The organism is Variovorax sp. P4_D9 (assembly GCF_056401695.1).
Genome location: NZ_JBFUIU010000342.1, coordinates 1 through 9,347, shown reverse-complemented (window position 1 = coordinate 9,347; position 9,347 = coordinate 1). Strand labels below are relative to the sequence as shown.

The window sequence follows — 9,347 nt, the reverse complement described above, 5'->3', positions numbered from 1 at the left end:
GCCGCGAGGTCACCAAGAGCGAGCGCCCCGAACTGACGGCCGCCAAGATCATCGTCTCGGGCGGCCGGGCCCTGGGCAGCGCCGAGAAGTTCCAGGAAGTGATGGCGCCGCTGGCCGACAAGCTCAACGCGGGTCTCGGTGCCAGCCGCGCCGCGGTGGACGCAGGCTACGCCCCGAACGACTGGCAGGTCGGCCAGACCGGCAAGATCGTCGCGCCGCAGTTGTACATCGCCTGCGGCATCTCGAGCGCGATCCAGCATCTGGCGGGCATGAAGGACTCGAAGGCGATCGTGGCGATCAACAAGGACGAAGAAGCCCCGATCTTCAGCGTGGCCGACTACGGCCTCGTGGCGGACCTGTTCACGGCCGTGCCGGAACTCGTCAAGGCGCTGTGATGGCCAGCACTCCGGTGAGTGCGATTGATCTTCGCGAGGGCGGCAACCGTCTTGTCGACGGGCCTGCGGGTCCGATGGAGGTCATCATCGATCTGCCGACACAACAGGCGTGCGGCATCGGAATCATCTGCCACCCACAGCCACTACTCGGTGGGAACGCGCCGCACAAGGTTCCGCACTTCCTGGCTCGCGCACTTTACGAGCAAGGCTGGATTGTGGCGCGACCAAACTTCCGCGGGGTGGGCCGCAGCGCGGGCGTGCATGACGCAGGTCGAGGAGAGACCGAAGACGTGCTCGCGTTGCAGGGCATGCTGCATGCCGCCCGCTTGGAACTTCCATTGACTCTGATCGGATTCTCGTTCGGCGCCTTCGTGCAGGCGCGCGTCGCACGCGCGCTCGCCGATGCCAGCATACCGGCGCACCGGGTGTGCCTGGCAGGCATGCCCTTTGGTGAAGTCGAAGGGGGGCGCCGCTACGACACACCCCAGGGACACCTCCCCTATGCGCTTGTCATCCATGGCGAGCACGACGAACGCGTTCCGCTGGCGGCTGTGCTGGACTGGGCTCGCCCCGAGGTCCAGCCAGTTGTCGTCGTCCCCGGCGCAGACCACTTTTTCACTGGCAAGCTGCACATCCTGCGCTCGCTTGTGATGTCCCACCTGGCGAGTTGAGCCAGCAGGAGCGATACGCATGATGAATCACTCAAATTCCAAGCTGGCGAATGCTCGCAGCATCCTCTTTGTTCCCGGCAACCGCCCGGATCGGTTCGAGAAGGCTCTGCACAGCGGCGCGGATGCCATTGTCCTCGACCTTGAAGATGCAGTGCCCGTGAGCGAGAAGCTCGGTGCGCGCGAGGCGATAGAGAAGGCCTTGCCGGCGCTCCGGTTGCTTGGCGTCCCATTGATGGTACGTATCAACGCCGTCGAACAAACCCTGGGACAGGACGACTTGCACTGGCTCGTTCGCCTGGAAGGGCTCGATGGCGTCATGGTTCCTAAAGTGGAGTCGGCCGAGGGGCTTGCGACCGTCAGAAAGCTCCTGCCCTCCGTTCCGATTCTTCCTCTCATCGAGAGCGCGGCTGGCTACGACGCGTTGAATGACATCGGAGGAGCACCTAGCGTACTTCGACTCGTGGTCGGCCATATCGACTTCATGGTCGACTGCGGGCTTCAATGTGATGAGGACCAGTCCGAACTGGCTCCTTTGCGCTTCGCCGTGGCAATGACGACGCGTCTCCGGCGGCTGGCTCCTGCGGTAGATGGGGTGACCGCAGAAGTCGATGACGAGCACCGCCTGCGCGTTGACACCGAAAGAGCCGTTCGTTTCGGCTTCAGCGGCAAGCTGTGCATCCATCCGTGTCAGATCGACGTGGTCCATGACAGCCTGACGCCTTCCGCGGCGGAAATCGCGTGGGCACGTCGCGTCGTCGAGGCAGATGCAGCGGCGGATGGTGCCGCGGTCCAACTCGACGGCCGTATGGTCGACGTGCCGGTCGTGCGACAGGCTCGGCGCACTTTGGGTCGGGCGGGAGAGAGGGCGAATTCATGAGCACGCGCCTCCTGCCGAATGCGATCGCTGGCTATGGCCAGGTGTCGCCGGTCACCGGCGTCCTACCGCCGTCCGAGGGGGTGGTTCGCGCAGGGCAACGCACCGGACCGCACATGCGGGGACGTGACAAGCTGCTGGATTCGTTGGAGTCTGCTTTCGAGGCTTGCGGTATCACTGACGGCGCTACGCTGTCGTTCCACCATCATCTGCGCAATGGCGACTAAGTCCTGAACCAGATCCTAGCCATCGCCGCGCGGCGAGGGCTTCGGGGTCTGACGCTCGCAGCGAGTTCGATCTTCCCCGTCCACGCGCCGCTGGTGGATCACATTCGAGCAGGCGTGGTCACAGGCCTGCACACCGCCTACATGTCCGGGCCCGTGGCCTCGGCGATCTCTCGAGGCGCAATGGCGGCGCCTGTCATCATGACAATGCACGGTGGCCGCGCGCGCGATCGAGTCGGGCGAGCTGCACATCGATGTTGCCTTTGCTGCGGCCCCTGCGGCCGACATCCAGGGAAATCTGAGCGGCGCCGAGGGTCGGGCGGCTTGCGACCCCCTGGGCTACGCATGGTGGATGCCTGGCACGCGGATCGGGTCGTGGCGGTGACGGATCACCTGCTGCCCCAGCCCTCGGAGACGATCGACATTGCACAGGACCGGGTGGATTTCGTGGCGACGGTCGACTCGATCGGCGATCCCCAGGGCATCCTGTCGGGCACGACCCGCCCAACCGAGGACCCGCTGGGGCTGCGCATCGCATCGTCCGCGGCCCAGGTCATCGGGGCGTCCGGCGTGCTGTCAGACGGCTTTTCCATGCAGACGGGAGCCGGCGGCGTATCGATCGCGACCGCGATGTTCGTGAAAGAGCTGGTGCGCCAACGAGGCATACAGGGCAGCTTCGGTGCAGGTGGTGTAACAGGCACGCTGGTCGAAATGCTCGAAGAAGGCTTGTTTCGCGACATCTACGACGTGCAGTGCTTCGACTTGCGTGCGGTCGATTCCAATCGCAGGGATCGACGCCACCTGTCGATGTCGCCGTCGATGTATGGCAATCCGCACTCGCGGGGGCCGCTGGTCGAGCAGCTTGACACGATGTTGCTGGGCGCGGCTGAGGTCGATCTGGACTTCAACGTCAACGTCTCGACAGGCAGCGACAGAGTGATCCTCGGCGGATCCGGCGGACATGCCGACACGGCGGCCGGGGCGCGGCTGGCCGTGGTCACCACGCGCTTGATTTCGCAGCCGGGACCAAAGAAGACAACCCGGCGATCATGTTGCCCTTCATGAAGCCTGTGATGCCGTCGCCATCGAGCGACAGCTGAAGGCGCTGGTGGGAGAAGAGAGCCTTCCGCCGATGCCGCAGCCCCGGAACAACATCATTCTGTAGTCACCCCGTCTCGCCGCTGTGGCTTTGCGCAGACCACAACTCCGGAAAAGGAAGCTCATTCACCAGGGGCGCCAACGTTGCAACGCCTTCAAAGCTTCGGCGCGTCGTCATCAGGTAGCGATACTTCAAGTCAGTGAATGCTTGGGCGATATCCATGAGCGTTTCCCCAAGTTGCTGGAGCGGAGCGTCCGGATAGGGATCCTCATAGATGTCACGCCAGACCTGTTCCACGTCCTGGCTGGGAACATAGGGCGCGCCCAGGTCCCGATCGAGCACATGCTGCGGCACAGTCAATCCGATGCGACTGAAGTACGCCAGGACATCGTCATAGATGCTGGGTTCGGCGAGTGCCGTCTTCAGATGTTCCCAACGTCCCGGCTGGGTCGTGAAGTGCTGCAAGTGACCCGCCTCCTTGATGCCAAGCAGGTAGACCGCGTGTCGATAGATCCAACCCTGAAGGACGCTGCAGGCTCCATGCTTGGCAGAAACCTGCGACAGCATGGCCAGCAGGTCTTTCGGCGTCAACCAGGCGATGGAACGCCATGTGGCGTTCAGAGGCTCGAAGTGTGCGGTCACGCGCCTGAGCGTTCGAGATGCTTCTGTCGGGTTGTCGGCGCGCAGCTGCTTCTGTGCAGCCTGGAGTTCTCTGACGATCAGCATCCAGCAGAGTTCGGACATCTGCGCCGCGACGATGAACCCGAACTCCCCCTGGTGGTTGCTGACGGTCTTCTGGAGCGAGTGAAGCGCATCGGTTTGCAGCCAAGCGCTGTATGGCGTCTGACCGGCTGGCTCGTTCGACGCCTGGGAACTGCCGAGGTTCACCACAGCCCTTCCAGTAGGGCGTCGAGCTTGCCCGTGGCGTTGGTGCCCAGATCGGCGACCTCGTTGGGGTAGTTCTTCTTCAGGAGCGTGGCGACTTCAGGCAGCCTGGCCTTGTCGAGGTCGAATGCGCTGACCCGATCGGGGAGGCCCAGTGCCTTCACCAGGCCCGCGATCCGCTCGGCCAGGTGCGCCGCGGCAAGTTCCTCCCCGGGACGTGCGGCAAAGACCTCGAGCTTGTCGCCGTAGAAATCCGCGCAGGCGCGGATGACGGGCGCGAGGGTGATGCAGGACGTCGCGCTGTGCGGTAGCCCGTAGGTGCCACCGAGGATGTGTCCGATCCGGTGGCTGAGCCCGTAGATGACCGATGCGGGAGAGAAGTAGCACTGCCAGGCACCGAGCTGAAGTTGCAGGAGGTCGTTGGTTGTCACCAACCCCTTGTCGATCGCCTCACGGGTCTGCATCCGCTCGGGCCATTTCTCGAGAACCCGGAGGAATCGCGCCACGCCGCTCGCTGCCATGATCGCGTGTGGATGCTCCCTGGTGACCTTGCGCATTCCTTCGACCGCGTGATCCACGCCCTTGATGGCAGAGGACAGAAGCAGCACACGCGGCGTATCGAGCACGAGCACGGGGTCGATCACGACGACCTTCGGAACCGTTTCACGGACAGCGTAGCTCCGCTTGAACTTCTGCGCACCGTCCGTCTCGGTGATGCCGAAGTAGTGAGAGAACTCGGAGCCCGAGAGCGTCGTGGGCAGCGCCGCGATGGGAAGAAAGCGACCGGTTTTCTCGTGATGCAGATGGGACACTGCTTTTGCCGCGTCGAGTACGGATCCGCCGCCCAAAGCAATGATTGACTCTGCTCCGGCACGCAGGCATGCGTCGAGCCCTCCCTGGACGGCGATGTCTGGGGCGTGTGCAGGAAGTTCCGTGAAGGTGCCGACGCCTTGCTTCACGTTCGGTTGCACGTGGGTCTGATTCAGATTCGCCAACGGCTCGACCGTGAAAGTGATTGCGTGACCAATCCCATAGTCCCCGAGCCGGGCAGCCGTGCTCTGCAGAATGTGCTCGCCCCAGAAGACGCCGTCTTGCGGCAAGCAGTTGTATTGGTTCATTTCGATTGGCCTTTTCAGTTTCAAGACCGAAAAGATAGAGCCGTCACCGTCGCCTCACAAGCCGTCGAAGGTCAAACGCAGCGTCCATGTTGGTGGACGATCGAAGTCCGGTGCAGCCTACTGTTGGTCGAATGCGGTGATGACTGGAATCTCGACTGCCAGGAAATCGACCAACGAACGCACGGCTGGAAGCAGTCCTGTGCGAAAGGGAATCAACGCGGACATTCGCGCGTCCGCGGCCACCCAATCAGGCAAAAGCTGGCGCAAGGTCCCCCCCTGCAGTTCCGATCTGCAGATGTAGCCCGGCAGCGCGGCGATCCCCAGGTTGGCGCATGCCGCTTCCTTGAGCGCGACCATGTTGTTGCTCTGGAACCGGGGGTCGATGGGCATCGTGATTTCTTCACCGTCCGGTCCGCGCAGATGCCATTGCAGTGGTCCGTTGCGCACCATCGAAATGGTCGCATGCTGCGCCAGATCCTCCGGCCGCTCAGGTACGCCCATCTGTTCGAGGTACTTGGGACCTGCGAAGAGATACCAGGGCACGTGGGCGATGGCCCGCTGTACCAATGTGGAATCCTGAAGCGGCGCGGTATGCCCACGGATTGCCAAGTCGAATCCCTCGCCGACGATATCCACGTAGCGATCGGTCGCGATCTCGATGATGCGCACCTTTGGGTGCCGGTTGAGAAAGATGGGCAGAAGATCCCGAAGGGCGAACTGGGCAATCTCGACGGCCGTGGTCAATCGAATCACACCACTGGGTTCCGTCAATCTCTGGCGAACCGCCTCCTCGGCAACCTCCGCGCTGTGCAGCGTCGCAATCGCGTACTGATAGAACTCCTTGCCGATGTCGGTCATGCCGAACTGACGAGAAGTCCTGTTGAGGAGGCGAACGCCCAGGGACGCCTCGAGCTCCTGGACACGGTGGCTCAATGTCGACTTGGGCATGCGAAGGCTCAAGCCCGCGGACGTGAAGCCCCCGCGGTCGACGACCTGTACGAAATAGAAGACATCCTTCAAGTCCAACATGTGACGCCCGATGAAGACGGGCGCAAGTCTACTGCGCCCAGCCAGGTTGATGCGATCCGAGGCGGCCGCATCCCTCCTGGCGTGCCCGCCTCGTTCAGGCGACCGTCTCGGGCGTGCGCTCGTGCGCGCCCGCCAATGCTCTGGCGACCGAGGCGACACGCCTTCCCTGGAAGTCTGCCACTGCGAGATGATCCGCGTCGGGCATCACGGAATCTTTTTGGGAAACGTGGGTCGCGCCGTAGGGCGTACCGGCTTTGAACATCGCCGCGTCGGCATAGCCCAGTGGCACGATGATCAGTCCGAGGTGAGCCATCGGCCCATAGATCGACAGGAGCGTCGACTCGTTGCCCCCGTGCTTGGAGGATGTCGACCCGAACACCGATCCCACCTTGCCATTGAGCTTGCCCTGGAACCAGAGACCGCCGAGCCCGTCGATGTAGGCTTTCAGTTCGGCCGAAATCGACCCGAAGCGCGTCGGTGTTCCGAAGACGATGGCATCCGCCCATTCGGCGTCCGCCTCTGTCGGGGCTTCGTACTTCGCGTTCATTTCGGTGGCCCGTTCCGACCAGCCGGGCGATTGCCGCATGACCTCCGGGCCGACGAACTCCCGCGCCCGGCGAAGCCTGACTTCCGCGCCCGCTGACATCGCGCCTTCGGCAATGGCCTTGGCAAGAAGCTCGGTGGAGTTGTTGCGGGAATAGAAAGCGATGAGAACCTTTGTTTTTGACATGGGATTGACCTGTATCTGTTGAGGAGGATCGAGCTCCACCCCGGCGTTGCTGGCCGCGTCCGTGCAGACCCGCGGGGACCTCGTGCCGGGAAGAAGCAACTTTGAAAGTGATTGGGTTCTGAACCAGGGGCGGCGAGCGTTGGGGGACGAACTCAGACCGCGATTGGTTCCAGGCGGCCGAGCAACTCCTGCTTGCGCTCACGAAGCCACGGCGGAAGCTGAAACTCCGTGCCGAAGTGCCCGGGTTCCTCGTCGATCGCGAATCCGATGTCGATGGTTGCCGCCTCGAACATCACACCGCCGGGCATTTTGAAATACATCGAGCGAAAGTAGTTGCGGTTGACCGACTCGGAAGTGTCGATGTGGCCCATCGACATCAGCCTTTCCTTGATGATCATCTGCTGTTCGACGTTGTCTACCGCGAAGGCCACATGATGGATCGTGCCTTCACCGTAGATGGACGAGCCCTGCAGGCGGTCCGGCTCGTGAAGGAACTCGACGACGGTGCCTGGCGTGCCGTCGGCGGTTTCAAAGCGGTGGTAAGGACCGGACTCTCTGGCATACCGGAATTCCAGTGCATCCTGCATGAAGATGATGGATTCGGCGACCTCGCGAAGCGACAAGGTGATGCTGTGCACGCCGCGAATCGCGAACTCCTGCGGAATGTCGCTGGCCGAGCAGGGCGGGCGAGCGTCTCGGTCGGACGCCACGAGGTCGAACTCGATGCCACAGGGATGCTGGAAGCGCTGCCGCGGTTCGCCGAAGCGCTCGACCACTTCCTTGTCGAAGGCGATGCCCTTAGCGCCGAAGCGTTCGCGCCAGAAGTCCAGGGAGCCCCTGGGCACGGAATAGTTGATGACCTTGATCTGACCCGAGCCCCGTCGCCCCTTCACGCCTTTTTGCTTGAATGGAAACGAGGTCACCAGGGTGCCCGCATCGCCCTGGGGATTGCCGTAGTAGAGGTGGTAGACGGGCTCCTCGCCGTCAAGAAGAACGGTCTTCTTGACGAGGCTCTGTCCCAGCAGCTTGACGTAGAAGTCCACATCCTCCTGTGCGCCGCTGACACAGGCGGTCAGGTGGTGGAAGCCTTTGATGATTGACATTGGATCTCCTGTGAATGATTCAGTGGTTGCAATGAGAGCCTTTGCGGACGCTTGCCGCTATGCGTCGATGAAGGAAGTGAATTCGTCCGTCTCCACCTTGTGCAGGTTCATCCGGTTCTCGGGCAGGCTGTTGTCGGCCCAGCCGAGCGACATGCCGGCAATCACCATCTGGTCTTCGGGAATGCCGAGTTCGGTACGCAGCACGGGGTATTGCAGCGACCAGATCTGCTGCGGGCAGGTGTCGAGCCCTCGGCCCTTGGCTGCCAGCATGATGTTCTGCAGGAAGCATCCGTAGCAGATGAAGCTTGCCCATTCGAGACACCGGTCCATCGTGAAGATGATGCCCACCGGTGCATCGAAGAACAGGAACTGGCGCTCGACGTCGCGCATGCGACCTGTCTTGTCGCTTCGATCCACGCCTTGCRCATCGCCGAGCTGGCCGCGAAAGGTGTTGAAGCGGGTCGAGTACGGCTCGGGGAGCGGCTGCGGAAAGAAGGGGTACTCGGGTGCCAGCTTCTCGGGGCCGGCGCGAAACGCCGCCACCGCCGCCTGGGTCACCCGTTCACGTGCGCGCCCGGTCACGACATAGCAGCGCCAGGGTTGCGTGTTGCTCGAACTCGGTGCGTACTTTGCAGTGGAAAGTATCTCTCTGACCATGTCGAGCGAGACGGGTCGATCGAGAAAGCCGCGCTTGGTGCGCCGCTCGCGGATCAAGTCATCAATGAACGGGTTTGCATTCAACTCGAAATTCTCCATCCGAAGGTTCGCTGACATGGTGGGTTCCTCTTGTGTGACGCTGGGGTGAAAAGCAGGGAGATCGTAGGGACGCGGCGATCGGTTGAGAAGGCGTCAACGCTTGTACGCAGGGTTCCGGATTGACGAACGATCGATGCCGCAACGGAGCCGCCAGAAGCTCGTCAGCGTTGCCTGGCCATGTGCGGACAAGCGGGAGGCGGGTCGCCGATGAAGGTGCGCGCCGACCACAGTTCGGGAAATGGAATCTCGTCCATCGTGGGCACCAGCCATGCGACGCCTTCGGTGTCGAAGTAGGCCGGTCGTGCGCCGAAGGTCCGGCGCGTCGCCGTCAGGTGGCGATACTTCCAATTGCTGAATCCCTCGGCGATATCGGCGAGCGTTTCACCGAGCTGCTGGAGTTCGATGTTCTTGTCCGGGTCCGCGTAGATGTCGCGCCAGACCCGCGTAGATGTCGCGCCAGACC

General features: G+C 62.7%; 13 protein-coding genes. 6 read left to right on the top strand and 7 right to left on the bottom strand.

Annotated elements, in window-relative coordinates; genetic code table 11:
* The 6 genes from AC1DY5_RS30015 to AC1DY5_RS29990 all read left to right on the top strand — a co-directional run.
* A partial coding sequence (locus AC1DY5_RS30015) for an electron transfer flavoprotein subunit alpha/FixB family protein (RefSeq protein ID WP_478117377.1) occupies positions 1–395 on the top strand: 395 nt, incomplete at its 5' end.
* Positions 395–1,066 carry an alpha/beta hydrolase gene (locus tag AC1DY5_RS30010; protein WP_478117375.1) on the top strand — a complete coding sequence of 224 codons (672 nt, stop codon included), beginning with the start codon at positions 395–397 and terminating at the stop codon, positions 1,064–1,066. The genes AC1DY5_RS30015 and AC1DY5_RS30010, both read left to right, overlap by 1 nt.
* A gap of 19 nt (positions 1,067–1,085) precedes the next feature.
* The gene (locus AC1DY5_RS30005) at positions 1,086–1,943 is read left to right on the top strand and encodes an HpcH/HpaI aldolase/citrate lyase family protein (RefSeq protein ID WP_478117374.1); all 858 of its coding nucleotides are present in this window, start codon (positions 1,086–1,088) and stop codon (positions 1,941–1,943) included.
* Complete coding sequence (locus AC1DY5_RS30000) at positions 1,940–2,167, top strand: hypothetical protein (RefSeq protein WP_478117372.1); 228 nt, start codon at positions 1,940–1,942, stop codon at positions 2,165–2,167. Before AC1DY5_RS30005 ends, AC1DY5_RS30000 begins: the two co-directional genes overlap by 4 nt.
* A gap of 211 nt (positions 2,168–2,378) precedes the next feature.
* A complete protein-coding gene (locus AC1DY5_RS29995; RefSeq protein ID WP_478117371.1) occupies positions 2,379–2,549 on the top strand; it encodes a citrate lyase subunit alpha in 171 nt (56 codons plus the stop codon).
* Positions 2,510–3,229 (top strand): citrate lyase subunit alpha, encoded by a 720-nt coding sequence (locus AC1DY5_RS29990; protein ID WP_478117381.1) that lies wholly within the window; start codon positions 2,510–2,512, stop codon positions 3,227–3,229. Before AC1DY5_RS29995 ends, AC1DY5_RS29990 begins: the two co-directional genes overlap by 40 nt.
* A 100-nt stretch (positions 3,230–3,329) precedes the next feature.
* On the opposite strand, the gene AC1DY5_RS29985 is transcribed toward AC1DY5_RS29990, so the two are convergent.
* From AC1DY5_RS29985 to AC1DY5_RS29955, 7 genes are all read right to left on the bottom strand, one after another.
* Positions 3,330–4,151, bottom strand: coding sequence for a tryptophan 2,3-dioxygenase (locus tag AC1DY5_RS29985; RefSeq protein WP_478117370.1), 822 nt, complete (start codon positions 4,149–4,151; stop codon positions 3,330–3,332).
* Positions 4,148–5,266: an iron-containing alcohol dehydrogenase gene (locus AC1DY5_RS29980; RefSeq protein ID WP_478117368.1), complete on the bottom strand. Its 1,119-nt coding sequence runs from the start codon at positions 5,264–5,266 to the stop codon at positions 4,148–4,150. Before AC1DY5_RS29980 ends, AC1DY5_RS29985 begins: the two co-directional genes overlap by 4 nt.
* A 117-nt stretch (positions 5,267–5,383) precedes the next feature.
* Complete coding sequence (locus tag AC1DY5_RS29975; RefSeq protein ID WP_478117379.1) at positions 5,384–6,295, bottom strand: LysR substrate-binding domain-containing protein; 912 nt, start codon at positions 6,293–6,295, stop codon at positions 5,384–5,386.
* 94 nt (positions 6,296–6,389) lie between these two features.
* Positions 6,390–7,025 (bottom strand): NAD(P)H:quinone oxidoreductase, encoded by a 636-nt coding sequence (gene wrbA, locus AC1DY5_RS29970; protein WP_478117366.1) that lies wholly within the window; start codon positions 7,023–7,025, stop codon positions 6,390–6,392.
* Positions 7,026–7,177: 152 nt separating this feature from the next.
* Positions 7,178–8,128, bottom strand: a complete 951-nt coding sequence (locus tag AC1DY5_RS29965) for a ring-cleaving dioxygenase (RefSeq protein WP_478117364.1) — start codon at positions 8,126–8,128, stop codon at positions 7,178–7,180.
* A gap of 57 nt (positions 8,129–8,185) precedes the next feature.
* Positions 8,186–8,902 (bottom strand): nitroreductase, encoded by a 717-nt coding sequence (locus AC1DY5_RS29960; RefSeq protein WP_478117362.1) that lies wholly within the window; start codon positions 8,900–8,902, stop codon positions 8,186–8,188.
* 143 nt (positions 8,903–9,045) lie between these two features.
* Positions 9,046–9,347, bottom strand: a 302-nt coding sequence (locus AC1DY5_RS29955) for a tryptophan 2,3-dioxygenase family protein (protein ID WP_478117360.1), incomplete at its 5' end; no start/stop codon positions are given.